At 72.6% G+C, this 24,318-nt stretch carries 21 protein-coding genes; 12 read left to right on the top strand and 9 right to left on the bottom strand.

The annotated features are described in order from the left end of the window. Positions 1-67: 67 nt before the first annotated feature. The gene (locus tag AB0J72_RS35400) at positions 68-3,574 is read left to right on the top strand and encodes a WG repeat-containing protein (RefSeq protein ID WP_363406512.1); all 3,507 of its coding nucleotides are present in this window, start codon (positions 68-70) and stop codon (positions 3,572-3,574) included. A gap of 10 nt (positions 3,575-3,584) precedes the next feature. Then, the gene (locus AB0J72_RS35395) at positions 3,585-4,583 is read left to right on the top strand and encodes an aldo/keto reductase family protein (RefSeq protein ID WP_360569051.1); all 999 of its coding nucleotides are present in this window, start codon (positions 3,585-3,587) and stop codon (positions 4,581-4,583) included. A 36-nt stretch (positions 4,584-4,619) separates the two neighbouring features. Here AB0J72_RS35395 and AB0J72_RS35390 read toward each other — a convergent pair whose 3' ends face one another. Next, on the bottom strand, positions 4,620-5,408 hold the full coding sequence (locus AB0J72_RS35390; RefSeq protein WP_363406509.1) for a site-2 protease family protein: 789 nt from the start codon (positions 5,406-5,408) through the stop codon (positions 4,620-4,622). Between the two features lie 4 nt (positions 5,409-5,412). Further along, complete coding sequence (locus AB0J72_RS35385; RefSeq protein ID WP_344506240.1) at positions 5,413-5,616, bottom strand: hypothetical protein; 204 nt, start codon at positions 5,614-5,616, stop codon at positions 5,413-5,415. A 106-nt stretch (positions 5,617-5,722) separates the two neighbouring features. Here AB0J72_RS35385 and AB0J72_RS35380 point away from each other — a divergent pair, with 106 nt between their 5' ends. Then, a complete protein-coding gene (locus AB0J72_RS35380) occupies positions 5,723-7,495 on the top strand; it encodes a bifunctional adenosylcobinamide kinase/adenosylcobinamide-phosphate guanylyltransferase (protein WP_363406506.1) in 1,773 nt (590 codons plus the stop codon). Then, positions 7,483-8,250, top strand: a complete 768-nt coding sequence (locus tag AB0J72_RS35375) for an adenosylcobinamide-GDP ribazoletransferase (RefSeq protein WP_363406503.1) — start codon at positions 7,483-7,485, stop codon at positions 8,248-8,250. The genes AB0J72_RS35380 and AB0J72_RS35375 overlap by 13 nt, the downstream gene beginning before the upstream one ends. A gap of 159 nt (positions 8,251-8,409) precedes the next feature. Here AB0J72_RS35375 and gcvT read toward each other — a convergent pair whose 3' ends face one another. Then, complete coding sequence (gcvT, locus tag AB0J72_RS35370) at positions 8,410-9,507, bottom strand: glycine cleavage system aminomethyltransferase GcvT (protein ID WP_363406500.1); 1,098 nt, start codon at positions 9,505-9,507, stop codon at positions 8,410-8,412. Positions 9,508-9,624: 117 nt separating this feature from the next. On the opposite strand from gcvT, the gene AB0J72_RS35365 reads away from it, so the two are divergent. Next, entirely contained in the window at positions 9,625-11,178 is a 1,554-nt protein-coding gene (locus AB0J72_RS35365; RefSeq protein ID WP_363406497.1) for a leucyl aminopeptidase, read from the top strand. Here AB0J72_RS35365 and AB0J72_RS35360 read toward each other — a convergent pair. Continuing rightward, the gene (locus tag AB0J72_RS35360) at positions 11,175-11,486 is read right to left on the bottom strand and encodes a hypothetical protein (RefSeq protein WP_363406642.1); all 312 of its coding nucleotides are present in this window, start codon (positions 11,484-11,486) and stop codon (positions 11,175-11,177) included. The genes AB0J72_RS35365 and AB0J72_RS35360 overlap by 4 nt on opposite strands. Positions 11,487-11,653: 167 nt before the next feature. Here AB0J72_RS35360 and lpdA point away from each other — a divergent pair, with 167 nt between their 5' ends. The 3 genes from lpdA to AB0J72_RS35345 all read left to right on the top strand — a co-directional run bounded on the left by lpdA (position 11,654) and on the right by AB0J72_RS35345 (position 15,875). Next, positions 11,654-13,036 carry a dihydrolipoyl dehydrogenase gene (gene lpdA / locus AB0J72_RS35355; protein WP_363406494.1) on the top strand — a complete coding sequence of 461 codons (1,383 nt, stop codon included), beginning with the start codon at positions 11,654-11,656 and terminating at the stop codon, positions 13,034-13,036. Positions 13,037-13,097: 61 nt separating this feature from the next. Then, complete coding sequence (gene sucB / locus AB0J72_RS35350) at positions 13,098-14,897, top strand: 2-oxoglutarate dehydrogenase, E2 component, dihydrolipoamide succinyltransferase (protein ID WP_363406491.1); 1,800 nt, start codon at positions 13,098-13,100, stop codon at positions 14,895-14,897. Between the two features lie 78 nt (positions 14,898-14,975). Next, the gene (locus AB0J72_RS35345) at positions 14,976-15,875 is read left to right on the top strand and encodes a TIGR01777 family oxidoreductase (protein ID WP_363406488.1); all 900 of its coding nucleotides are present in this window, start codon (positions 14,976-14,978) and stop codon (positions 15,873-15,875) included. On the opposite strand, the gene AB0J72_RS35340 is transcribed toward AB0J72_RS35345, so the two are convergent. Then, positions 15,848-17,068 carry a PHB depolymerase family esterase gene (locus AB0J72_RS35340; protein WP_363406485.1) on the bottom strand — a complete coding sequence of 407 codons (1,221 nt, stop codon included), beginning with the start codon at positions 17,066-17,068 and terminating at the stop codon, positions 15,848-15,850. The genes AB0J72_RS35345 and AB0J72_RS35340 overlap by 28 nt on opposite strands. A gap of 120 nt (positions 17,069-17,188) precedes the next feature. Between AB0J72_RS35340 and lipB the strand changes: the two genes are divergently transcribed. The 3 genes from lipB (at position 17,189) to AB0J72_RS35325 (ending at position 19,703) form a co-directional block, all read left to right on the top strand. Beyond that, positions 17,189-17,827, top strand: coding sequence for a lipoyl(octanoyl) transferase LipB (gene lipB, locus AB0J72_RS35335; protein WP_363406482.1), 639 nt, complete (start codon positions 17,189-17,191; stop codon positions 17,825-17,827). Between the two features lie 195 nt (positions 17,828-18,022). Further along, positions 18,023-18,958, top strand: a complete 936-nt coding sequence (lipA, locus tag AB0J72_RS35330) for a lipoyl synthase (protein WP_344506230.1) — start codon at positions 18,023-18,025, stop codon at positions 18,956-18,958. 46 nt (positions 18,959-19,004) lie between these two features. Beyond that, a complete protein-coding gene (locus tag AB0J72_RS35325; protein WP_363406479.1) occupies positions 19,005-19,703 on the top strand; it encodes a DUF4191 domain-containing protein in 699 nt (232 codons plus the stop codon). 17 nt (positions 19,704-19,720) lie between these two features. Here the strand turns inward: AB0J72_RS35325 and AB0J72_RS35320 are convergent, their stop codons facing one another. Continuing rightward, positions 19,721-20,086 carry an RDD family protein gene (locus AB0J72_RS35320; RefSeq protein ID WP_363406476.1) on the bottom strand — a complete coding sequence of 122 codons (366 nt, stop codon included), beginning with the start codon at positions 20,084-20,086 and terminating at the stop codon, positions 19,721-19,723. 182 nt (positions 20,087-20,268) lie between these two features. Here AB0J72_RS35320 and glnA point away from each other — a divergent pair, with 182 nt between their 5' ends. Beyond that, a complete protein-coding gene (gene glnA, locus AB0J72_RS35315; RefSeq protein ID WP_344506227.1) occupies positions 20,269-21,693 on the top strand; it encodes a type I glutamate--ammonia ligase in 1,425 nt (474 codons plus the stop codon). A gap of 274 nt (positions 21,694-21,967) precedes the next feature. Here the strand turns inward: glnA and AB0J72_RS35310 are convergent, their stop codons facing one another. The 3 genes from AB0J72_RS35310 to AB0J72_RS35300 all read right to left on the bottom strand — a co-directional run bounded on the left by AB0J72_RS35310 (position 21,968) and on the right by AB0J72_RS35300 (position 24,300). Next, on the bottom strand, positions 21,968-22,717 hold the full coding sequence (locus AB0J72_RS35310; protein WP_363406473.1) for a ferredoxin reductase: 750 nt from the start codon (positions 22,715-22,717) through the stop codon (positions 21,968-21,970). Then, entirely contained in the window at positions 22,687-23,286 is a 600-nt protein-coding gene (locus tag AB0J72_RS35305) for a sulfite oxidase-like oxidoreductase (protein ID WP_360569040.1), read from the bottom strand. The genes AB0J72_RS35310 and AB0J72_RS35305 overlap by 31 nt, the downstream gene beginning before the upstream one ends. A 114-nt stretch (positions 23,287-23,400) precedes the next feature. After that, positions 23,401-24,300: an LD-carboxypeptidase gene (locus AB0J72_RS35300; protein ID WP_363406469.1), complete on the bottom strand. Its 900-nt coding sequence runs from the start codon at positions 24,298-24,300 to the stop codon at positions 23,401-23,403. Positions 24,301-24,318 lie beyond the last annotated feature (18 nt).

Raw genomic sequence — 24,318 nt, 5'->3', positions numbered from 1 at the left:
ACCGGGTAGGCGCGTGGCGGGCGCCGGTGCATGATCGGCGCCGGTGTGGGGCGAGGAGAGCGAAGCTGTGAGCGACGAGTACCCGGGGGAAGAGCCGGGAACCGCCGCGCCCACCTGGGCCGCAGCGCAGACGATGCCGTGGACCAGGGTGCCGGAGCAGCGACGTGACGAGCAGGCGCCGCCGGGGCGCGGCGGTCCGGAGCAGCACGGCGGCGAGCAGTGGGGCGACGACCCGTCCGGCCGCCGCCAGCAGGGCCGGCCGTACGGCGACCCGCGCCACCCCGGCGACCCGCGCCTGACCGATCCGCGTGCCGGTGACCCCCGCGGGCCCGTCGACGAGCACGGCCGCCCGCAGCCACGCTGGGTGCAGGGCGGGCCGCCGCCGCAGGGGTACCAGCCGCCGCCGCAGGTGCCGCCGCAGGGCCGCCACCCGCAGCAGGGACGTCCGCAGCAGGGCGGCTACCAGGGGCAGCAGGGCTATCCGCAGGTGCCGCAGCAGGGCCGCCACCCGCAGCAGGGGCGGCCGCAGCAGGGCCGCGACGACCGGCGCGACGATCGCCGCGGGTATGAGCGCGGCCACGACGGCCCGTACGACGACCGCCGCGGGTACGACGCGCCCTTCGACGACCGCCGCGGGCAGGACGCCGGGTATGACGACCGGCGCGGCTACCCCGGTCACGACGACCGCCGCGGCGACCCCCGCCGGGACGACCGGCGCGGCGACCCCAGACGCGACGACCGCCGGGACGACCGGCGCGGGTACGACGACGACCGGCGCGGCGACGTCCGGCGCGACGACCGCCGCGGGTACGAGCCCGGCTACGACGGCCGCGGGTACGAGCCGGGCTACGACGACCGCCGGGACGACTTCCGCCGCGACGACCGCCGTGACGACCGGCGCGACGACCGCCGTGACGACCGGCGCGACGACCGCCGTGACGACCGGCGCGGGTACGACGCCGGCTACGACGACGACCGCCGCGGGTACGACGACCGGCGGGGCTACGACGGGCCGCCGCCCGGGTACGGGCGCCCGCAGCAGGGGCACGGCCGGCCGCGCAACCCCGCCCTGGACGAGCCGACCGACGAGGTCCCCCGGGTTCGCCGCGGCGCCGCCCCACCGGCCGCGCCGCAGTCGGCCCCGCCCGGCGCGGGCCGGGCCACGGTCTACGGCGCTCCCCCGCCGGTGGACGCGCCGATGAGCGCGCCGCCGGCCGGGACGACGTACGGCGGTCAGGGCCGTTCCACCGTCTACGGCGCCCCCGCCCAGCCGGGCGGCGGACCGGGCCAGCAGGGTGCCCCGCAGCAGGGACGCACCTACGGCGCCCCGGTCCAGGGCCCGCCGGCGCACGGCGACCACGGCATGCCCGAAGCGCCCGTCTCGGCCGCACCGGTCTCGGCCGCGCCCGTGTCGGCGGCGCCGGTCTCGTCGGCGCCGGTCTCGGCCGTGCCGCACCACCACGCGCCGGGTCACGCCCGCCCCGAGGACCTCACCGACCGGCCCGTGTCGTCCGCGCCCGCGCGGCACGCCGGGCACGGCCGGCACGAGGACCCGGGCAACCGGCCGGTGTCCGCGGCGCCCGTCTCCGCGGCCCCGGTCTCCGCGGCGCCCGTCTCGTCGGTGCCGGTCTCGTCGGTGCCGGTCTCCTCGGTCCCGGTCTCGTCCGTGCCCGTCTCCGCCGCGCCGGCGCAGGCTGTACCGGCGCACGCCGCACCGGCGCAGGCCGCGCCCATGCCGCCCGTGCCCGTCCAGTCCGCTCCCGTCCAGCCCGCGCCCGTGCCGCCTGCTCCTGTCCCGCCCGCGCCCGTCCAGCCCGCGCCCGCGCCCGTGTCAGCGGCGAACGCGGACACGGCGAACGCGAACGGCGGCGCCGGTCCGGCGGGTGGGGGCGCGGAGCCGCCGGCCGGCGATGACGTGGTCGTGACGGTGGCGCCGCTGAGCGCGCCGCCGGTGGACGCACCGGACCTGCCGTTCAACGCGTTCGGGCCCGCCGGAGGCGGCGACGCGGAAGGGCCGGCGCAGGCAGTACCGACGCCGCAAACGGAACACGAGGGGTCAGGCACGGTGCAGCAGACCGCGATGGACGCCTACCGCTCCGCGCCGTTGACCGGGGCGGGCGTCGACGGGTTGCAGGCGACGGGCTACCTGCCGATCGTGCGGCCCGGGGCGGAAGGGTTCCCGGCCGAGCTGGCGGCGCTGCTGCCGACGTCGCCGGCGGCACCCGGACGCAGCGAGCCGAAGCCCGAGGAGGCCGCGGGGCCCGACCCGGAGCAGGTCCTCGCCGGGTACGTGTGGCGCTTCGACCCCGACACGCTGCGTGAGCAGATCGAGGGCGCCGAGGTGCAGGAGCTCACCGACATCCGCGACTCGCTGACCGCGAAGCTGAACCGCGTCGAGGACAACCCGACGCGGGCGCGGCTGCTGAGCCTGCGCGCCGTGGTGTCCCGGATCCTGAACGACCTGCCGAAGGCGTTCGCGGACGGCAAGCTCGCCCTCGCGCACGCCGAGGCGACCGGTGAGCTGCGCCGGATCGCGATCGCGCAGGCGCGGCTGGCGCACGTGCTGCAGTGGCGGGAGGAGTTCGAGGAGGCCGACCGGCTCTTCACGCTCGCCAACTCCAGCGAGCTGCCGGACCGGCTGCGCGCCACCATGCACCAGCACGCCGGCAAGTGCGCCTACGACCAGGGCCGCTACATGGAGGCCTGCAATCACTTCGAACGGGCCCTCGACCTGCGCAAGGAGGAGGACCCGGAGCTCATCGCGCAGACCGAGCTGGCGCTCGACGCGGTGTTCCGGCGGGTCGCCGAGAAGGGGTGGGGCCCGTACCCGCGCAGCCGCGACGACATCCTGCAGATCCGCAAGGCGCCGGCGCCCGCGTTCGACGAGCAGACCCAGCGCTGGGGGTATGTCGAACCCGACGGCAACTTCTGCATCGGCCCCGGCTACCTGGACGTGCAGCCGTTCCGCGACGGCGTGGCGTGGGTGCAGCGGCAGGGGTCCGAGACGTGGGAGCTCATCGACGACACCGGCAAGCTGCTCATCGAGCCCGCCGCCGGGTACCTGGGCGTCGGCAGCTTCTCCGACGGGGTCGCCTGGGTGTCCCGCGACGGCACGAACCGCTGGATCGCGATCGACAAGACCAACGCGGTGCTCATCTCGACCGGGTACGACGACGTGCGGCCGTTCCGGCGCGGGGTCGCGGCGGTCCGGCGCGGCGAGCACTGGGGCGCCGTCGACAGCGTCGGCCGGGTCGTCGTGTCGTTCCAGTACGACGGGTTCGCCACCGCGCTGCTCGACGGCCGGTACATCGACGGCTTCAGTGACGAAGGTCTCGCCGTCGTGTCCCTGGACGGGCGCAAGGGTGTCGTGGACCGGTCGGGCCGGGTCCTGGTGCCGCCGATCCACCACACGCTGATGATCCACCCGGTCGCGTTCCTGTTCGCGGACGACTCGCAGCGGTGGGGCGCCCTCGACCGGCGCGGCCGGACGGTGATCGAGGCCACGTTCCCGAGCCGGACCGGGGTGACGGACGAGATCGACCGTCTGCTCGCCGACACGCGCCCCGTCATGTAAGCAGTTAGTCATGGAGTTTCGTCACCTCGGCCGGTCCGGGATGCTCGTCAGCGAGATCTCGTACGGCAACTGGATCACCCACGGCTCACAGGTCGAGGCGGAGCAGGCGACCGCCTGCGTGCACGCCGCCCTCGACCTCGGCATCACCACGTTCGACACCGCCGACGTCTACGCCGGCACCCGGGCGGAGGTCGTGCTCGGCGAGGCGCTGAAGGGTCAGCGCCGCGAGGGCCTGGAGATCTTCACCAAGGTCTACTGGCCGACCGGCCCGGGCCGCAACGACCGCGGCCTGTCCCGCAAGCACATCCTCGAGTCGATCAACGGCTCGCTCCGTCGGCTGCAGACCGACTATGTCGACCTGTACCAGGCTCACCGGTACGACTACGCCACCCCGCTCGAGGAGACCATGGAGGCGTTCGCCGACGTGGTGCGCAGCGGCAAGGCGCACTACATCGGCGTCTCGGAGTGGCGGGCCGACGAGATCAGGGCCGCGCACGAGCTCGCCCGCGAGCTTCGCATCCAGCTGGTCTCGAACCAGCCGCAGTACTCGGCGCTGTACCGGGTCATCGAGGCCGAGGTCGTCCCCACGTCGCAGGAGCTCGGCGTCGGGCAGATCGTGTGGTCGCCGCTGGCGCAGGGCGTCCTGACCGGCAAGTACCTGCCGGGCCAGCCGCCGCCGGCCGGGTCGCGGGCCACCGACGAGAAGTCGGGTGCCAACTTCATCTCCGCGCTGCTGCGCGACGAGGTCCTGACCGCGGTGCAGCAGCTCAAGCCGCTCGCCGAGCAGGCCGGGCTGACGATGGCGCAGCTGGGTGTCGCGTGGGTGCTGCAGAACCCGAACGTGTCCTCGGCGATCGTCGGGGCGACCCGCCCCGAGCAGCTGCAGGACAACGTGAAGGCGGCGGGCGTGAAGCTCGACGCGGAGCTGCTCAAGCGGATCGACGAGGTGCTCGACCCGGTCGTGGAGCGCGACCCGGGCAAGACGCAGAGCCCCGCCAAGCGTCCCTGACCGGTGGTGACGGGGGCCGCTTCGGCGGCCCCCGTCTCACGACCAGAAGCGGAACAGGCTGAGACCGTCGGAGACCAGGGAGGACGGCAGGCCGAGCACGTCGCCGAACCCGAACACGACGTTGAAGAACCAGTTGTTGATCACCGGTGACCACAGCAGCGCGATCAGCAGCAGCATCCCGTACGGCGCGACGTGGTTGAACCCCCGCTGCCACTGCGGGCTCAGCCACGGGAAGAGCAGGTTGCCGCCGTCCACGCCGGGTATCGGCACGAAGTTGAGGATGCTCGCCGTCAGCTGCAGGAACGCCAGGAACGCCAGCGCCGACCAGAACGCCTCGGTGCCGCCGTTGTCCATGCCCATAGCGAACGGCAGGACCAGCACGACGGCGAGGACCATGTTGGTGGCCGGGCCGACGAAGCTGATCAGGCTGTCCGTGAACCGGCTGCGGATCGCCGAGTGGTTGACCCACACGGCGCCGCCCGGCAGGCCGATCCCGCCGATCAGCAGGAACACCACCGGCAGCACGATGGACAGCAGCGGGTGGGCGTACTTCAGCGGATCGAGCGTCAGGTAGCCCCGGTGCGCCACGTCGTGGTCGCCGCCCTTGTACGCGACGAGGGCGTGCGCGTATTCGTGCAGGCAGAGCGAGACCGTCCAGCCCGACGCGACGAACAGGAACACGTCGAGCTGCTCGCTGCCGAAGCCCGTCCACGTCATCCAGCCGGAGACCGCGAACAGCGCGAGGATGCCCAGGAAGATCGGGCTCGGCCGGAACGCCTCGCGGGGCAGCCCCGCGACGCGCCCCGGCGACCGGCCGAAGGCCACCGCGTCAGCCTCCCGCCGCGGGCAGGAGGCTCATCTTGTATTCCGTGCGCTCGTCCTCGGTCAGGATCGCCGTCGTCGCGCCCTTGGCGACCAGCTCACGCCAGCTCTGGCCGAGCCAGGACTCCGCGTCGGACTGGCTGGAAAACGCCTCGTTCGGGCCGTCGACCGTCCGGCTCTCAGCGTCTTCGAAATGCCATGTCCACGCCATCAGTCACGCTCCCGTCCCAGGTAGGTAGTTTCGAGCGTATCGGGAAGACCGCGATGTGCCGATGCCGCCCACCGGAAAGTGAACCCCTGGCCATAAAGTACGGGGCATGCGGTTGCTGGTGCTCGGTGGAATCCGGTCCGGGAAGTCGGAAGTGGCGGAGTCGCTCGTCGCGGACGCGGAGCGGGTGCGCTATGTCGCGACCGCCCCCGAGCTGCCGGGCGGACTGACAGATGAGGCGTGGGCGGCGCGGCTGGCCAGACACCGGGAGCGGCGGCCCGCGGGCTGGAGCACCGAGGAGATCGGCACCGAGCCGGAGCGCCTCGCCGACCTGCTGCACAGCGCGAAGCCCGAGGACGTGCTGCTCGTCGACGACCTCGGCGGGTGGCTCACCGCCGTGTTCGACACCGGCGGCGACTGGTCCGACGCGCACGCCGCCGACGCCCGCATCGCCGCGCTCGCCGACGCCGTCCGCGGCTGCCCGGCGGCGCTGCTGGTCATGGTCTCGCCCGAGGCCGGGCTCGCCGTGCTGCCCGCCACCGCGGCCGGGCGCACCTTCGCCGACGCCAACGGGCTGCTCAACCAGCGGGTCGCGGCGGCCAGCGACGGCGTCGCCCTGGTCATCGCCGGGGAGGTCACCTGGCTGCGCGGCGGCTCCGCGGTCGGCTTCGCGGGCGGCCGGGAGGCTGCCGCCCCGGTTGCGGACACCACGCCGTTCACGTTCACCGGCGCGGTCGCCGGCTCGGTGCTGTCGACGGCTGACGGTGGCGAGGCGCTGTCGTTCCAGCCGGGCATGGAGCTGCCGCTGCCCGACGAGTCGACGTCGGCCGAGGCCGGCGAGCGGCTGCTGACCCTGAAGCTCAACGGCGCCGGCCTGGGCGGGCTCGTGCCCGTCGTCCGGTTCGCCGGCGGCACCCAGGGCCGGCCCGACCCGCGCCCGTGGCAGCAGCCGCGGATCCTGGTCCTGCGCGGCGACCGGACCGGCGGCTTCGCGGCCGGTGACTCGTCGGCGGCCGCCGACGAGCGCCTCCAGGACGTCGTGGACGGCACCGGCACCCTGGCGATGCTCGCCGCCACCGCCGGCGCCAGCGTGCAGGCGATCGACTGCCCCGAGGCCGGCCCCGCCGAGCTGCACGACGCCCTCGACGACACCAGCGTCGACGCGGCGCTGACCCTCGGCTGGCGGCTCGCCGACGCCGCCGCCAACGAGGGCGTCGACCTGCTCGTCCTGGGTGCCTGCGGCTCCGGCTCCGACGCGGCCGCCGCGTCGATCGTGGCCGTCCTCACCGGCGGCGAGCCCGCCGCGCTGCTCGGCCGGGTCGTCGACGCGACCGGTTTCGTCGACGACGCCGCCTGGATCCGCAAGGTCGGCGCGATCCGCGACGCCCGGCACCGCATCCGCGCCCGCAGCCGCGAGCCGCACACGATCCTGTCGATGCTCGGCGGCGGCGACATCGCGGTCGCGACCGGCGTCCTGCTCGGCGCCGCGTCCCGCAAGCTGCCCGTCATGATCGACGGCCCCGTGGGCATCGCCGCCGGCCTGGTCGCCCGCGACTACGGCGCGCAGACCCGGCACTGGCTCCTCATGCCCGACCACGGCGACAACCCGACGGTGAGGCTCGCCGCCGACGTGCTCGGCGTGACCCCGTTCCTGCAGCTCAAGCTCGGCCTCGGCGAGGGCGGCACGGCCCTGGCCACGCTGCCGCTGATCAACACGGCGCTCACCCTGGCCGCGGCGACCCCGCCCCGCGTGCCCGCCCCCGCCGAGCCGCCGTCGGACGGCCTGACCGAGCAGGAGCGGATCGAGGCGGAGATCCAGCGGGTCGTCGCCGACTCCCCCACCGCCGAGATGCCGTACGTGAAACCGTCGTGGGAGGACTGAAGCTCGCCCTGACCCTCTTCACGATCGCCCCGCTGGGCGTGTCCCGGGTCGACCGTCCGGCGGCGCGGACGGCGATGGCCGTGGCTCCCCTGGTCGGCGTCATGCTGGGAGGTGTACTGGCCGGCGCCGCCCTCGGGCTCCGCTCCGCGGGCGCTTCACCCCTCCTCGCGGCGGCCGCGGCGGTGGCCCTGGCCGCCGTCTGCACCCGTGCCCTCCACCTGGACGGCCTGGCTGACACCGCCGACGGCCTGGGCTCCTTCGCCCCGAGCGACAAAGCCCTCGAAATCATGAAAAAATCGGACATCGGCCCGTTCGGCGTGGTGTCCATCGTGGCGGTGCTGCTGCTCGACACGGCCGCCCTGACCAGCATCCTGGCCCACCCGTGGCCGGCGGCCCTGGCCATGGTCGTCACCGGCACCGCCGCGGGCCGCCTCGGCGCCACCGTCGCCTGCCGTGCAGGGCTGCCCGCCGCGCGCCCCGAGGGCCTCGGCGCCCTGGTCGCCGCGACCCTCCCCCGCCCGCTGATCGCCGCGGTCACCCTGCTGCTCGCCGCCGCCGCGGCCGCCCTGGCCGCCACGACGGGCTTCACCGACCCGGTCCGCGCCCCCCTCGCGGTCCTCCTCGCCGCCGCCACCGCCTGGTCCCTGACCCACCACACCAGACGCCGCCTGGGCGGCATCACCGGCGACGTGATCGGCGCCGCTGTGGAACTCGCCACACTGACCGCCTGGCTCGTCCTCGCCACCACCCGCTGACCCCAGCCCCCGCCCGCCGGTTGTCGTCACCCCGGGCTGACACCCCAGCTGTGGAAATCGCCACAAACGACGGTCTGACCCACCCCTCGTGGAGTGGGAGCGGGGCGAGACGGTCCGGGCGGGGTGCGAGAGGCGGCAGGCCCGCCCGGAGCGACGCGGTCAGCGGACGTTGGACTTCACGAACGGGGGTTTGACGACGCGGACGGTCGAGCGGCGGCCGCGGACGTCCAGGGCGACCTCGTCACCCTCCGAGACCCCGGCCGAGGTGTCGATGAGGGCCAGGCCGATGCCGACCTTGCGGGTCGGGGAGAACGTGCCGCTGGTCACCTCGCCGATCGGGGTGTCACCGGAGGCGGGGAGGACGGCCATGTGCGCCCGGGGGATGCCGCGGTCCAGGGACTCGATGCCGAAGAGGAGGCGGCGCGGGCCGGCGGCCTTCTCGGCGAGCAGGGCGTCGCGGCCCCAGAACTGCTCCTTGCCCCAGCCCACGGCCCAGCCGGAGCGGGCCTGGACAGGGCTGATGTCCAGCGACAGGTCCTGGCCGTGCAGGGGGTACCCCATCTCGGTGCGCAGCGTGTCGCGGGCGGCGAGGCCGCACGGACGGGCGCCGGCGGCGGTGATCGCGTCCCAGAGGGTGTGCGCGTCGTGGGAGGGCACGACCAGCTCGTAGCCGTGCTCGCCGGTGTACCCCGTGCGGCACACGACGACGTCGCTGCCCTCGAAGGCCGAGACGGTGAAGCTCATGTAGTCGTGGTCGGTCGGCAGTCCGATGCCGGACAGCAGCTCCGCGGAGCGGGGGCCCTGCACGGCGAGGACCGCGAAGAGCTCGTGCTGGTCGACCACGCTGATCCCGTTCGGGGCCGCGGCGACCAGCCGGCGGACCACCTCGGCGGTGTTGGCCGCGTTGGGGATGAGGAAGACGTCGTCGTCGCCGAAGCGGTATGCGATGAGGTCGTCAACCACGCCGCCGGACTCGTCGAGGCAGAGGGTGTACTGCGCCTGACCTGCGGCGATACGGTTGAGGTCGTTGCTGAGGCAGCGGTTGACGAAGTCGGCGGCGCCGCGGCCGCGGACCCGGGCCTTGCCCAGGTGCGACACGTCGAACACGCCGGCGTCCTCCCGGACCGCCGTGTGCTCCTTGAGCACGCCGCCTCCGGCGTACTCGAGGGGCATCTCCCAGCCACCGAACGCCGCGAACTTGGCACCGAGCGCCGCATGACGGTGATACAACGCGGGGTGCCGCAAGGGTTGCGTCATGCCCGCAACCTATCGCGTTGGTTATCGTGTCCAGCACCCGAATCGGCGGCATGCTGAAGGTGCGGTACCGCCGCAGCCGACGCTGACGCAGAACACCACCAGTGATGTGGAGCCCGAGTGACCGCCCTGAACCTGGTCGACACCGACCCCGCCGAGCTCGCCGTCGACGCCGTGGTCGTCGGCGTGTACGCACACGACGGCGGTGACGCCAAGCTGCTGCTCGCCTCCGGAGCGGAGAGTGTCGCGGCGGCGTTCAGCGACCGGCCGGGTGGCGGGCTGGCGGAGACGCTGCGGGTCCTCGGCGCGACCGGGGCGGTCGGCGAGGTGACGAAGGTCGCCGCGTTCGGCGCGGTGGCGGCGCCGCTGGTGGTGGCGGTCGGGCTCGGGCCGGAGCCGGCGGGTGCCGCGCCCGCGGCGGAGACGCTGCGGCGGGCCGCCGGGTCGGCGACGCGCGCCCTGGCCGGGTCGGCGTCGGTGGCGCTCGTGCTGCCGCTGTCGGACCGGGACACGCCCACCGACGACGAGCTGACCTCGGGCGTGCGGGCCGTCGCCGAGGGCGCGGCGCTGGGGGCGTACCAGTTCACCGGGTACAAGACGAAGGGCGTCCGCAAGGAGCCGGTCCGCAAGGTGGTGCTGCACGTGCCCGACGCGGCGGCGCGCCTGGCGAAGGCGGCCGTGAAGCGGTCGGGCACGGTGACCGCGGCGGTGGCCCGGACCCGGGACTGGATCAACACGGCGCCGAACGAGCTGCGCCCGCCGCAGTTCGCCGATCAGGCGAAGGAGGCCGCGGAGGCGGCGCAGCTGGACGTCACCGTCCTGGACGAGAAGGCCCTGGCGAAGCAGGGGTACGGCGGCATCCTCGCGGTCGGGCTCGGCTCGGCGGCGGCGCCGCGGATGGTGCGGATCGCGTACGAGCCGGCGGGCGCGACGCGAAGGGTCGCGCTGGTCGGCAAGGGCATCACGTTCGACACGGGCGGCGTGTCGATCAAGCCGGCGGCGGGCATGTGGGAGATGAAGTCCGACATGTCGGGTGCGGCGGCGGTCGTGTCGACGATGATCGCGATCGCGGCCCTGAAGCCGAAGGTCGCCGTCGTGGCGTACGCGCCGATGGCCGAGAACATGGCGTCCGGCAGCGCGTACCGGCCGGGCGACGTCGTGACGATGTACAACGGCCACAAGGTCGAGGTGCTCAACACCGACGCCGAGGGCCGCATGATCCTCGGCGACGCGATCGCCCGGGCGTGCGAGGACGAGCCCGACTACCTGTTCGAGGTCTCGACCCTGACCGGCGGCCAGGTGATCGCGCTCGGCAAGCGGATCTCCGGGGTGATGGGCACGCCGGAGCTGTGCGAGCGGGTCCGGGACGCGGGCGAGCGGGTCGGCGAGCCGGCGTGGCCGATGCCGCTGCCGGAGGACGTCCGCAAGGGCATGGACTCCGAGGTCGCCGACATCTCGCAGGTCAACGCGGGCATGGACCGGGCCGGGCACATGCTGCAGGGCGGCGTGTTCCTGTCCGAGTTCGTCGCCGAGGGCGTGCAGTGGGCGCACATCGACATCGCCGGCCCCAGCTACCACTCCGGTGAGGCGTTCGGCTACTGGGCGAAGGGCGGCACCGGCGTGCCGGTGCGCACCCTGATCGGCCTGGTGGAGGAGATCGCCGCCGAAGGCTAGGTGGTCTTGTTGCGGGCGTTGTAGTCGCGCATCCGCTGCGGGTAGCCGACGAGCGCCACGTCGTAGATCGGCATGCTCAGCTTGTGGGCGAACTGGCGGGCCGCCTGCGGGTCGTCGACGCGGCGGCGGGTCCACTCGCCGTCGTGTGCGATCAGCAACAGTGTCGTTTCTGTCACTGCGGTGCGGGGCTCGATGAACCCTTCGACGCCCCGCCGGGACCGGACGAACTCCTCCAGGTGCCGCACGTCGTCACGGTTGGCGGCGCGCCCACCTGCGGCGGCTCTGTTGCGGCGGAACCAGGCCAAGATCCGTGCCCCTCCCCGTGATGATGCCCCGACGAACCCCCGCGAACGGGCACCCGGCGGTCGACGTCGGGGCACCTACCGTCGCAGGCGGACAGCGGTGATGACAAGATGGCCAAGGATCGTCATGCCATCACGGACCCAACCGGTCCGTGCATCACCTGGGAGAATCCGTGAGCGACCCACACGCCAACTCCTTCGACGTCCTGATCCTGGGCGGCGGCAGCGGCGGCTACGCGGCGGCGTTCCGCGCGGCGCAGCTCGGCCTGTCCGTCGGCCTGGTCGAGAAGGACAAGCTCGGCGGCACCTGCCTGCACCGCGGCTGCATCCCGACGAAGGCGCTGCTGCACGCAGGTGAGGTCGCCGACGCGGCCCGCGAGGCGGAGCAGTTCGGCGTCCAGGCGACGTTCAACGGCGTCGACATGAAGGCGGTCAACTCGTACAAGGACGGTGTCATCACCAAGCTCTACAAGGGGCTGCAGGGCCTGGCGAAGGCCCGCAAGGTGACGCTGATCGAGGGCGAGGGCCGGCTCGTCGCCGCCGACACGGTCGAGGTGTCGGGCACGCGGTACAAGGGCAAGAACGTCATCCTGGCGACGGGCTCCTACTCCAAGTCCCTGCCGGGCCTGGACGTCGACGGCGAGCGGGTGCTGACCAGCGAGCACGCCCTGGCCCTGGACCACGTGCCGGCGTCGGCGGTGATCCTCGGCGGTGGCGTGATCGGCTGCGAGTTCGCCAGCGCGTGGAAGTCCTTCGGGGTGGACGTGACGATCGTCGAGGCCCTCCCGCGGCTCATCGCGGTCGAGGACGAGGCGAGCTCGAAGGCCCTGGAGCGGGCGTTCCGCAAGCGTGGGATCAAGTTCAAGACCGGCAAGCCGTTCGAGAAGGTCGAGCGCGCCGGCGAGGGCATCAAGGTGACCATCCAGGGCGGCGAGACGATCGAGGCGGAGCTGCTGCTCGTCGCGGTCGGCCGCGGCCCGACGACGGCCGGCCTCGGCTACGAGGAGCAGGGCGTCAAGATGGAGCGCGGGTTCGTCATCACCGACGAGCGGCTGCGCACCAGCGTCCCCGGCGTGTACGCGGTCGGCGACATCGTGCCGGGCGTCCAGCTCGCGCACCGCGGCTTCCAGCAGGGCATCTTCGTCGCCGAGGAGATCGCCGGGCAGCACCCGCAGGTGATCGACGAGGCCGGCATCCCGCGCGTCACGTACTCGGAGCCGGAGGTCGCCTCCGTCGGGCTCAACGAGTCGAAGGCCCGCGAGCTGCACGGCGACAAGATCGAGGTGATCCAGTACGACCTGTCCGGCAACGGCAAGAGCCAGATCCTGAAGACCGCCGGTTTCGTGAAGCTGGTGCGGGTCAAGGACGGCCCCGTCGTCGGCGTCCACATGGTGGGCGCGCGGGTCAGCGAGCTGATCGGCGAGGGCCAGTTGATCTACAACTGGGAGGCATTCCCGGGCGACGTCGCCCCGCTCGTGCACATGCACCCCACGCAGAACGAGGCCATCGGTGAGGCGTTCCTGGCGCTCGCCGGAAAGCCGCTGCACGTCCACTGATTCCGTCTGGGACCCGACCGCCACAAGCACTGTCCAGCAGCGTTTCAAGGAGACTGTTCATATGCCGGTATCGGTCACCATGCCCCGGTTGGGCGAGAGCGTCACTGAGGGCACCGTCACCCGCTGGTTGAAGCAGGAGGGCGACCAGGTCGAGGCCGACGAGCCGTTGCTCGAGGTCTCCACCGACAAGGTCGACACGGAGATCCCGTCACCGGCGGCCGGGGTGCTCACGCGCATCGTGGTGCAGGAGGACGAGACCGCCGAGGTCGGCGCCGAACTCGCCGTCATCGGCGACGCCGGCGACGCGGGCGGTGCGGCCCCGGCCGAGGAGCCGGCCGCCGCCGAGGAGCCCGCTCAGGCCGAGGAGCCGGCCCCTGCGGCCGAAGCGCCCCAGGCCGAGGCCCCGAAGGCCGAGGCGGCGCCCGCCGCGGAGGCGTCGGGGGAAACCACGTCGCTGAAGATGCCGGCGCTGGGCGAGTCCGTCACCGAGGGCACCGTCACCCGCTGGCTCAAGCAGGTCGGTGACGCGGTCGAGGCCGACGAGCCGTTGCTCGAGGTCTCCACCGACAAGGTCGACACGGAGATCCCGTCGCCGGTCGCCGGCACGCTGCTGGAGATCAAGGTCGCCGAGGACGAGACCGTCGAGGTCGGCGCCGAGCTGGCCGTCATCGGCGCCCCGGGCGCGGGCGGCGGCGCCCAGCCGGCGCAGCAGGCCCCGCCCGCCCAGCAGGTGGAGCAGCCGAAGGCCGAGCCCAAGCCGGAGCCCAAGCCCGAGCCGAAGCCGCAGCAGGCCGCCGCCCCCGCGCAGGCGGCCGCCCCGGCCCCCGCGCAGCCGGCGCAGGCCAAGCCGGCCGCGGCCGCCCCTGTCGCCGCGGGCCCGGCCACCTCGGTCGAGCCGAGCGTCAACGGCAAGGCCGAGGGCGACGCCGGGTACGTGACGCCGCTGGTCCGCAAGCTCGCCTCCGAGCACGGGGTCAACCTGGCGTCGCTGTCCGGCACCGGGGTCGGCGGGCGCATCCGCAAGCAGGACGTCCTCGACGCCGCCGCCAAGGCCAAGCAGGCCGCCGCCGCTCCCGCGGCCGCGCCCGCCGCGGCCGTCGCGGAGAGCAAGCCGGCCGCGAAGGCGGCGCCGAGCCCGCTGCGCGGCCAGACGCAGAAGCTGACCCGCATGCGCGCGCTCATCGCCCGCCGCATGGTCGAGTCGCTGCAGGTGTCGGCGCAGCTCACCACGGTCGTCGAGGTCGACGTCACCAAGGTGGCGAAGCTGCGGGCGAAGGCGAAGCAGCAGTTCCTCGACACGCACGGCGTGAAGCTGTCGTTCCTGCCGTTCTTCGCCCTCGCGGCGGTCGAGGCGCTGCGGGTGCACCCGTCGGTGAACTCCTCGATCGACCTGGAGGCGGGCACCGTCACGTACCACGACGCCGAGCACCTCGGCATGGCCGTCGACACCGAGAAGGGGCTCATCGTCCCGGTCATCCGCAACGCGGGCGACCTGAACCTCGGCGGCCTCGCCAAGCGGATCGCGGACGTGGCCGAGCGCACCCGCACCAACAAGCTCAACCCGGACGACATCACCGGCGGCACGTTCACGCTGACGAACACCGGCAGCCGCGGCGCCCTGTTCGACACGCCGATCATCAACCAGCCGCAGGTGGCGATCCTCGGCACCGGCGCGGTCGTGAAGCGTGCCGTCGTCGTCAACGACCCGGAGCTCGGCGAGATCATCGCGCCGCGGTCCATGGTGTACCTGGCGCTGTCCTACGACCACCGGATCGTCGACGGCGCCGACGCGGCCCGCTTCCTGACCACGGTCAAGGAGCGCCTCGAGGGCGGCAACTTCGAGGCCGACCTCGGCCTGTAACACCGCGACGCGAAACAGGGGCGCCCATTGGGCGCCCCTGTTTGTGGTTTACGGGCCCCCGCTGGGCAAGATGACGGCATGCAGATCCTCATCGCGGGCGCGTCCGGGTTTCTCGGCGGGCGGCTCGTGCCGCACCTGCGCGCCGCCGGGCACCAGGTCACCCAGCTCGTGCGGCGGCCCGCCCGCGGCCCCGGCGAGCTGCGCTGGGACCCGGCCGCCGGCCTGCTCGACGCGTCGGCCGTCGCCGGCAAGGACGCCGTCATCAACCTGGCGGGGGCCGGTGTCGGCGACCGGCGCTGGACCGAGCAGTACAAACGGACGCTGCGCACCAGCCGCGTCGACACCACCGCGACCCTCGCGAAGGCGATCGCGGCCGCCGGGGCGCAGCGGCCGGCGGTGCTGCTGAACTCGTCGGCGGTCGGGTTCTACGGCGACACCGGCGACCGGGCCGTCGACGAGCAGTCACCGGCCGGGGCGGGGTTCCTCGCCGACCTGTGCCGGGTGTGGGAGGCGGCGACCCGCCCCGCGGAGGACGCCGGGACGAGGGTCGCGCTGCTGCGCACCGGGTTCCCGCTCGCCCGCGACGGTGGGCTGCTGAAGCCGCTGTACCTGCAGTTCAAGCTGTTCGCCGGCGGGCGGATGGGCGGCGGCCGGCAGTACCTGCCGTGGATGTCGCTGCCGGACTGGCTGGGCGCCGTCGAGTTCGTCCTGGAGCGGGACCTCGCCGGCCCCGTGAACCTCACCGGCCCCGAACCGGTCACCAACGCCGAGTTCTCCGCGACCCTGGCGAAGGTGCTGCACCGGCCCAACCTGCTGCCGGTGCCCGGGTTCGCGCTGAAGGCCGCCGTCGGCGAGTTCGGCGGCGAGGCCCTGGTCAGCCAGCGGGTGCTGCCCGGGGTCCTGGTGCGCGAGGGTTTCCCGTTCGCGCACCGGACCGTCGAGGCGGCGCTTCAGCAGGCGGTGTCGGCGACGACGTAGAAGTTCGGGCCGGTCTGCTGCAGGCCGTGCGTGGTGAACACGTTGTAGAGGCCCATCGCCTGGTTGGACCCGTTGGCGTACACGTAGCCGCCGCTCTGGTGCGCCCGCCCGGCGGTGACGTGTGCGTAGTTCGACGCCCGCACGCACGGGCCGGCGGACGGGGTCGACGACGGGGTGGCCGACGGCGTCGCGGAGGGCGAGGCGGTCGGCGAGCCCGTGGGGTTCACGACGCCGCCGTCCAGGCCCCAGTCGCGGGCCTGGTAGTACGACGAGCAGATGGTGTCCTTGTAGTACGTGCCGGCCGTCCCGCACTGCTCGGTGGCGCTGCCCGGGTCGACGGGCGTCGCGTGCGTCATGCCCTGCACCAGGTACACCTTGACCTTGTCGCCGTAGTTCGACAGGGACGTGCCGCCGGGCAGCGACGCGGTCGACGTCGGGGTCTGCGAGACGCCGAGGACGTTGGTCCACTGGTCGCGCAGCTCGGTCGCGTTCGCCGGGGCGACGGTCGTGTCCGACGTGCCGTGCCAGATCGACACCCGCGGGCGGGCGCCGGTGTAGCCGCTGTAGGCGTTGCGGACCAGGTCGCCCCAGGCCGCGGGGGTCTTGTCGACGCCCGGGTTCATGCAGCTGAAGGCGCTCGTCGTCGAGGTCGCGCAGCGGTACGGGATGCCGGCCATGATCGCGCCGCCGGCGAAGACGTCCGGGTACGTGGCGAGCATCACGGCGGTCATGGCGGCACCGGCGGACAGGCCCGTCACGTACACCCGGCCGCGGTCGACCTGGTAGTTGGTGGCGGCGTAGTCGACCATCTGCTTCACGGACAGGGCCTCACCGGAGCCGCGGGCCGTGTCGCCGGTCTCGAACCAGTTGAAGCAGCTGGAGCTGTTGTTCGCGGACTTCTGCTCCGGCAGGACCAGGGCGAAGCGCCACAGGTCCGCGTACTTGCGCCAGCCGGCGTTGGTGAAGTAGTCGGTGGCGTTCTGGGTGCAGCCGTGCATGGCGACGACCAGCGGCGCGTTCGCCGGCAGGCCGTCGGGGCGGTAGCTGTACATGGCGAGGTTGCCGGGGTTGGAGCCGAAGCTCGACACGGTGGTCAGCGACGCGGCGTAGGCGGGGGTGGACACGACGGTCAGGCCGACGGCGGTGCCCACGGCGGCGAGCACGGGCAGGACGAAGCGCAACCAGCGGGGCATGGCGGTGCCCTTTCCTCTCGGGGATGCCCACGCTAGGTGTGACGCTTCACGCACCACTATGTCCGTTGTCCACACATTCCTGGCCCGGTCGGCGTGCGGGCACCGGCGTTAGGCTGAGGCGTGACCAGCATTCTGGGTTTTGAGGTTGTACGGGCCGGCCTGGTCGACTACGAGACGGCCCTGGCCGAGCAGCGGCGGATCCACGAGGCCGTCGCGAGCGGCGCCGCACCCGACACGGTGCTGCTGCTGGAGCACCCGAGCGTCTACACGGCGGGCAAGCGGACCGAGCCCGCGGACCGCCCGTTCGACGGCACCCCGGTCGTCGACGTCGACCGCGGCGGCAAGATCACCTGGCACGGCCCGGGGCAGCTGGTGGGCTACCCGATCGTCAAGCTGCCCGACCCGATCGACGTCGTGGCGTACGTGCGCCGCATGGAGCAGGTCCTGATCGACGTCTGTGCCGAGTTCGGCCTGCCCACGGTGCGGGTCGAGGGGCGCAGCGGGGTGTGGGTCGCCGCCGACGGGCGCGGGCCGGACCGCAAGGTCGCCGCGATCGGGATCCGGGTCGCCCGGGGTGTGACGCTGCACGGGTTCGCGATCAACGCCGACTGTGACCTGTCCCGCTACGACATCTTCGTCCCGTGCGGCATCCGCGACGCGGGCGTGACGTCGCTGTCGGCCGAGCTGGGCCGCGCCGTCACGGTCGCCGAGGTCCTGCCGGTGGTCGAGCGGCACCTGGCGACGCTGCACCAGGGCTGACGCGGCTGGTGGGGGCCTGTCCGGCACCGGGCAGGCCCGCCGGACACCGACCTGGCCGGCCGCGGACATAGACCACCGACGTGTCGCCGAGCACCACGGTTCCGTGATTGCCGGGTGTACGGATCGGGAGCCTCGCGGACGTGACGTCAATCGCGTTCCCGGCGGCTGGGCAGGCCTCGGGCGTAGGCTTCCCGTGTGACCGCCGTTGTTCCGGAAGGCCGTCGTCTGCTGCGCATCGAAGCGCGAAACGCGGAGACGCCGATTGAGCGCAAGCCGCCGTGGATCAAGGTCTCCGCGAAGATGGGGCCTGAATACACGCACCTGCGAGGCCTCGTGCAACGCGAGGGCCTCCACACGGTGTGCCAGGAGGCCGGCTGTCCCAACATCTACGAGTGCTGGGAAGACCGCGAGGCGACGTTCCTCATCGGCGGCGACCAGTGCACGCGCCGGTGCGACTTCTGCCAGATCGACACCGGCAAGCCCGCCGAGTTCGACGCCGACGAGCCGCGCCGGGTCGCCGAGTCCGTGGCGACGATGGGCCTGCGCTACGCGACGGTGACCGGTGTCGCCCGCGACGACCTGCCCGACGGCGGCGCGTGGCTCTACGCGGAGACCGTCCGGCAGATCCACGGCCTGGTCGACGGCTGCGGCGTGGAGCTGCTCATCCCCGACTTCAACGGCGAGCCGAAGCTGCTCGGCGAGGTCTTCGAGGCCGGCCCCGAGGTGCTCGCGCACAACGTGGAGACCGTCCCGCGGATCTTCAAGCGGATCCGTCCCGCGTTCCGCTACGAGCGCTCCCTCGACGTGATCACGCAGGCCCGCACCGCCGGCCTCGTCACCAAGTCCAACCTGATCCTCGGCATGGGCGAGGAGCGGGCCGAGGTCACCCAGGCGCTGCGCGACCTGCACGACGCCGGCTGCGAGCTGGTGACGATCACGCAGTACCTGCGGCCGACGCCGCGGCACCACCCGGTGGAGCGCTGGGTCAAGCCCGAGGAGTTCGTGGAGCTGCGCGAGGAGGCCGAGCAGATCGGCTTCGCCGGCGTGCTCAGCGGGCCCCTGGTGCGCTCGTCCTACCGGGCCGGCCGCCTCTACCGCCAGGCCCTGGACAGCCGCGCGCTGAAGGCGTGACGGCCGGGCGCTGAAGGCGAGCGCGTCGCCCACTAGAGTGGGGGGTATGGCAAAGGCCCAGGAGCCGGAGAAGGTCTCCTTCTTCACTCGGCTCAAGCAGATCGGCATGGTGTTCTCGTTCACCGCCAAGCGGGACAAGCTCTTCGTTCCGCTGGTCCTGGTGGTGGTCCTCGTGCCGCTCATCGCCGTCGGCGTGGCCATCGCGCTCGGGGTGTCCTGGGTATGGGCGCCGATCGGTGTCCTCGCCGCGCTGCTGGGCACCGTCATCGTGCTCAACCTGCGCTCGCAGAAGGCCATGATGCGCGAGGCCGAGGGGCAGCCGGGTGCGGCCGCCTCGATCATCGAGAACATGCGCGGCGACTGGCGGGTCACCCCCGCGATCGTCTCCACGACGCAGTTCGACATGGTGCACCTGGTCATCGGCCGGCCCGGCGTGATCCTCCTCGGCGAGGGCAACCCGAGCCGGGTCCGCGGCCTGATCAACCAGGAGCGCCGCCGTCTGGTGAAGGTGATCGGCAACGCGGAGCTGCGCGACTTCGTGATCGGCAACGAGGAGGGTCAGCTGCCCCTCGCGAAGCTGCGCAACACGCTGGTCCGGCTGCCGCGCACGATCACCGGCAAGGACGTCAACGCGCTCGACAAGCGGCTCACGGCCCTGTCCGCGCGCCCGCAGATGCCGCGCGGCGCGATGCCGAAGAACATGAAGCCCCCGAAGGGCGCGTTCAAGGCGATGCGCGGCCGCTGAGCGGTCCGCTGCGGGACCTACGAGGCCGCCGGCTGGGTGTTCACGACCCAGGAGCCGGCGGCTTTGTCGTGCAGTCCCCGGCCGTCCTTGTCCATGATCAGCGCCGGTACGAAGAGCAGCAGCAACGCGCCCCGCAGGATCGCCTTGGGCACGCCGATCGGGCCGCCTGTGGTCATTGACACACACCGGATGCGCAGCAGCCGCATCCCGAGGGTCTGGGCGAAGAAGCCGACGAACAGCCCGTACACCACCAGCAGCAGCCCGGGAGCGAGCCACGGCGCCTCGACCGGGTCCGCGAACGCCCTGCTGATGACCAGGCACAACAGCCAGTCGACGAGGATGGCGCAGAAGCGCCTGGACAGCGATGCGGCGGTGAGCTCCACGGCGGACCAGCCTACCGGGCGCCTCACCTGTCACTGATTTGTCAAACGACTGTGGCGAAACACAGTGGAAACAATCGAGACATGACCGGGCAATCGCACGGTTCTACGGTCGCCCTCAACCAGCCACCTTCACACTGAAGTGATCACCACGAGACTGGTACTGCCTGCGACCTGGAGGACGAGTGTTCGCCAATTCTGACGAGCTGCTGCGATACGTGAAGGACGAGGGCGTCCGCTTCGTCGACATTCGCTTCTGCGACCTGCCGGGCGTCATGCAGCACTTCAATGTCCCCGCCGAGGCGTTCGACGAGAGCGTGTTCAGCGACGGTCTCGCGTTCGACGGTTCGTCGATCCGTGGCTTCCAGGCGATCCACGAGTCGGACATGATGCTGCTGCCGGACCCGACGTCCGCCTTCATCGACCCGTTCCGGATCGAGAAGACCCTGGCGCTCAACTTCTTCATCCACGACCCGTTCACGCGTGAGGCCTACTCGCGTGACCCGCGCAACGTGGCGAAGAAGGCCGAGGCGTACCTCGCGTCGAGCGGCATCGCCGACACCGCCTACTTCGGCCCCGAGGCCGAGTTCTACATCTTCGACTCGATCCGGCACGAGACGTCGGCGAACCAGGCGTACTACTACATCGACTCGGTCGAGGGCTGGTGGAACTCCGGCAAGGAAGAGCCGGGCGGCAACCGCGGCTACAAGACCGCCTACAAGGGTGGCTACTTCCCGGTCCCGCCGGTCGACCACTACGCCGACCTGCGTGACCAGATCGTCCAGCGCCTCCTCGGCGCCGGCTTCATCGTCGAGCGCTCGCACCACGAGGTCGGCACCGCCGGCCAGGCGGAGATCAACTACCGCTTCGGCACGCTGCTGCAGGCCGCCGACCAGCTCCAGCTCTTCAAGTACATCGTGAAGAACACCGCCTGGGCCGCCGGCAAGACCGCGACCTTCATGCCGAAGCCGCTCTTCGGCGACAACGGCTCCGGCATGCACACCCACCAGTCCCTCTGGCTGGGTGGCGAGCCGCTGTTCTACGACGAGGCCGGCTACGGCGGCCTGTCGGACACGGCCCGCTGGTACATCGGCGGCCTCCTGCACCACGCGCCGTCGCTGCTGGCCTTCACCAACCCGACGGTCAACTCCTACCGCCGCCTGGTCCCCGGCTACGAGGCCCCGGTCAACCTGGTCTACTCGCAGCGCAACCGCTCCGCGTGCACGCGTATCCCGGTCACCGGCACCAACGCCAAGGCCAAGCGCGTCGAGTTCCGCGTCCCGGACCCGTCGGCCAACGTCTACCTGGCCTTCGCGTCCATGCTGATGGCCGGCCTGGACGGCATCAAGAACAAGATCGAGCCGCCGGCCCCGATCGACAAGGACCTCTACGACCTCCCGCCGGAGGAGGTCGCCAACGTCCGGCAGGTCCCGGCCTCGCTCGACGAGGTCCTCGACACCCTCGAGGGCGACCACGGCTTCCTCCTCGAGGGCGGCGTGTTCACCCAGGACCTGATCGACACCTGGATCTCCTACAAGCGCGCCAACGAGGTCGACCCGGTGCGCCTGCGCCCGACCCCGCACGAGTTCGCGATGTACTACGACGTGTGAGTTGACGTCAGCGCGCTGATCCGGCGCTGTCCCCGCTGACCAGCTCCGCGGGGACAGGCTCCGGCCCGACGCACGAAACGGCGGTCACGCCAGGCTCTCAGCCGGCGTGGCCGCCGTTTCGCGTGTACCGAGCACTCCGGTCGACCAGTACCGCCCGCCCGCCGAAGCGCATCACGAGGCCGGAGCACGCCAGGCCGTCGTCCTGCGGCCGCCGCGGGCCGCCGGCTGGCGGGCTGGCGGGCTGGCGGGCTGGCGGGACGCTCCCCCGGTGGCGTCAGCCGTAGCGTTCGGTCCGGATGCTTCTGGCGTCGTGGCCGAGGGCGACCATGACGTCGGCGGCGGTCTCCACGAAGCCGGTCGGGCCGCAGACGAAGACGGCGGGGGCGAAGTCGGCCGGCCAGGCGTGGGTGTTGACGTCGGCGACGCCGATCCGGGAGCCGCGCACCCTCGTGTAGATGAACTGCACGTCGAGGCCGCGGTCGTCGCGGGCGCGCTCGCGCAGCTCGTCGGCGTAGATGACGTCCTGCGGGGTGCGCACCGAGTAGAGCAGCCGGAACGGGGTCCGCACGCCGTGCGCCGCGCGGGACCGGATCATCGCCATCAGCGGGACGATGCCGGAGCCGCCCGCGACCAGCTGGACCGGGGCGGGGTCGGTGTGCCGCCACACGAACCAGCCGCCGATCGGCCCGCGCAGCTCGATGGGCTGGCCGACGTCGTAGACGTCGGCGAGGAACGGGCTGACCTCGCCGTCGTCGAGCCGCTGGACGGTGATCTCCACGCCACCCGCTCCCAGCCCGTCGCCACCGGGCGCGGCGACACCCGTCGCCGACGCGATCGAGTAGCTGCGCTGTGCCGTGTACCCGTCCTCGGCCGTCAGCCGCAGGTCGACGTGCTGCCCCGGCAGGTGCCCCGGCCATTCCGGCACGTCGAGGACCAGGGTCCGCGCCGACGAAGTCTCCCAGCGCGCCGCCACCAGGGTCGCCTTACGCCAGGTCAGTCTCCCTGGTACCGCTGCTCGCGCCATGGGTCTCCGTAGTCGTGGTAGCCGGCCGCCTCCCAGAAGCCCGGCTCGTCCTCCAGCATCAGCCGCAGGCCGTGCACCCACTTCGCGGACTTCCAGAAGTACAGGTGCGGGACCAGCAGCCGCGCGGGGCCGCCGTGCTCGGGGGTGAGCGGCTCGTCGTCGTAGCGGTAGGCCACCCACGCCTGGCCGTCGAGGAGGTCCTCCAGGGGAAGGTTGGTGGTGTAGCCGTCGTAGGAGTGTGCCATCACGAAGTCGGCGGCCGACTCGACGTCCTGCATCAGCGTGTCGATCGCGACACCCCGCCAGCCGGTCTGCAGCTTCGACCACTTCGTGACGCAGTGGATGTCGACGGTGACGTCCTCGTGCGGCAGCGCGGTGAACTCCGCCCACGTCCACGTCGTCCGCGCCCCGGTCTCGGTGGTGATCACGAACTCCCACCGGTCCGTGCTCAGCTTCGGCGTCGGCCCGGCGGACAGCACGGGGAAATCATGGGCGAGATACTGCCCCGGCGGCAGGTCAGGCTCCTGCGAACGCCGCCTGCCCCCGAACCCCGTCGTCACGAAACTCATGCCGCCGGCTCGCTTCGCTCCCCGACGACATGAGCGCCAAGTTCACCCTGCAACATGATTCGTTCGCGAAGCTCACTCATGCCGCAATCCTGCCCCAGCAACTCAGCCACGCCATCAGTCAAAAGACTGGTCGGCGCGTGACGTGAGACAACCCACGGTCGTGTCCAGCTCGGCCCGGGCGCCCAGGACCACCGTCTCCTGACCGACCCCGTGCCCGATCCTCAGCCCGCCCAGCACCGGCACCCCCAGCCCGCCGAGGCACGAGCGCAGCACGTCCACGACCGTCGGCCCCGCGCCCACGCAGTCCGTGAACTGCCCCACAGCCACCCCCGCGACGCCCTCGAACGCGCCCGCCCGCCGCAGGTGCGTGAGCATCCGGTCCACCCGGTACGGCGCCTCACCCACGTCCTCCAGCACCATGATCGCCCCGGCGAACGACGGCATGTCGGCGGTGCCGGCCGTGCTGGCCAGCATCGAGAGGTTCCCGCCCAGCAGCACCCCGCCGACCACCGGCCCGGGCACCGTCACCGCGCTCGTCTCCTCGTCGTCGCTCCGGTACGACCGCAGCGGCCCCGACGTGAACAGCGCGGCCCGCAACGACTCCGCCGAGGAGGCCGGCAGGCGGTCGTCGAACCACGCGCCGCCCGGCCCGTGCACGCTCGCCCAGCCGACCCGCCGCCACACCGCGAGCTGCAACGCGGTGATGTCGGAGAACCCGACGAGATGCTTCGGCGACGCCAGCCGCAGCCCGTCGACGATGCGTTGGGCGCCGTAGCCGCCTCTCGTACACACGACGGCGCGGATCTCGGGATCCTCGAACGCCTCGTTGAGGTCGCTGAGCCGGTCGGCGTCGTGCCCGGCCAGGTAGCCGCTGCGGTCGAACACGTGCCGGCCCGCGCGGACCTCGAGCCCCCAGCCCGACAGCAGCTCGATGCCGCGGGCCACCCGGTCCGGCCTGGTCGGGCCCGACGGTGACACCAGTCCGACCACGTCTCCGCGTCGCAGCGTTCGCACGCCGTTATTGTCGGGTCG

It is taken from the genome of Dactylosporangium sp. NPDC049742, assembly GCF_040674675.1.
GTDB classification, from domain to species: domain Bacteria; phylum Actinomycetota; class Actinomycetes; order Mycobacteriales; family Micromonosporaceae; genus Dactylosporangium; species Dactylosporangium maewongense.
This window is presented reverse-complemented; position numbering and strand designations above follow the sequence as displayed.